A 983-nucleotide genomic window follows, 5' to 3' on the forward strand; every position below is an offset into this window, starting at 1 on the left:
CCGCCTGCGCCAAAAGGCTCAGTTGCCCCGCCGGGCGGGTTGGGGCGTCGGATAGCGCGGTGGTCATGGGTGATCCTTGTCCAGAAAATCGGGATCCAGAAAATCGGGGCCCTTCCTTTGACGGCCCTTCCCTTGACGGGACGACCCGCCATTAGTTCGCAGCAGTAACGGTTCGCGCGGGCTTTTAAAGCGCCGCACCCTCCGCCAACCATCAGGTGGACAGGGTGACGGACCCGGTTGGCCCGGAGGCCCGCGACCGCCTTCAATCAATGGGCAACGCACACCACAAAGCCTCGGGAGCGGCCATGCTGAACACGTTCCAACAAACGGCGCACCCGGCGCTGCCTTCGCCCACGCACGACGAGGCGGCACGCCAGGAATTCACCAAGAGTTTCAAGAACTTCATCCAGCAGAAGTTGCTGCCTGGCCTGACCCCGGTCTACCAGAACCGCGTGGCGCCGGAGTTCGAGCGGGCCAACGGCCGCGCCCCGGCCAACCGCCGCGACATCCGCGCCGGCATGGTGCGCAACCTCTATTTCCAGCACTACGCCGCGGCCAACCGCATCGCGCAGGAACTGCTGTGGGAATCGACCAACGTCACCATCGAGCGCCAGTTGCCCGAGCTGAACGCCAAGGCGGCCGAGTTGTCGGCCAAGTCCAAGGCCATCTTGGACATTCCTGAGGGGTTCGAGGCGCCGCGCTATGTCACGGCGCTGGACATCCACTGCATGCCCGGCGGCTACGCCACCGAGGTGGCGCCGGGCGACATCTCCGTCGGCGCCCTGTACGACCGGGGCGTCTACCTCTACGCCATGGGGTACACCGGGCCCTTCAACGACGACATGGGCCGGTCGGTCTGCAACTACATCAAGCGGCGCCTGAACGGCTTCAAGCCGCGCCGCATCCTGGACATGGGCTGCACCGTCGGCCATTCCACCCTGCCCTACAAGGAACTGTTCCCGGATGCCGAGGTCTGGGGCATC

At 65.6% G+C, this 983-nt stretch carries 1 protein-coding gene; it reads left to right on the forward strand.

The genetic code is table 11. The features are described 5' to 3' along the window. Positions 1-305: 305 nt before the first annotated feature. Positions 306-983, forward strand: a 678-nt coding sequence (locus tag I55_RS15725; protein ID WP_044561532.1) for a methyltransferase type 12, incomplete at its 3' end; no start/stop codon positions are given.

It is taken from the genome of Azospirillum sp. B4 (genome assembly GCF_000333275.1).
In the GTDB taxonomy this organism is placed as follows: Bacteria; Pseudomonadota; Alphaproteobacteria; order Azospirillales; family Azospirillaceae; genus Nitrospirillum.